This window comes from Nocardioides sp. CPCC 206348 (assembly GCF_048654705.1).
GTDB lineage: Bacteria > Actinomycetota > Actinomycetes > Propionibacteriales > Nocardioidaceae > Nocardioides.
Genome location: NZ_JBMCZA010000190.1, coordinates 33,437 through 33,707 on the forward strand (window position 1 = coordinate 33,437; position 271 = coordinate 33,707).

The following is a 271-nucleotide window of genomic DNA, read 5'->3' on the forward strand; positions in this document are numbered from 1 at the left end:
CGCCACCAGGGTCGTGTCGGCGGACAGTGTGAGAGCGGCGTCGAGGATGGCGCGGCGCGTCTTCTCCTTGCGCTCCACGCGGGTCTCGGTCACCTCGACATCCTACCTTGAGTGAACATGTGTGCACTGTCACGCGTGTCATGCGTTGACCGTCGGCGCGAGGTCCGTCAGAGTTTCGGTGTACAGACGTACACCCAAACTTCCACCGAAGGAGGCGCGATGTCCGCGCTCATCTCCGAACCGGCGGCACTCCCCACCCGCGCTGTCGGCG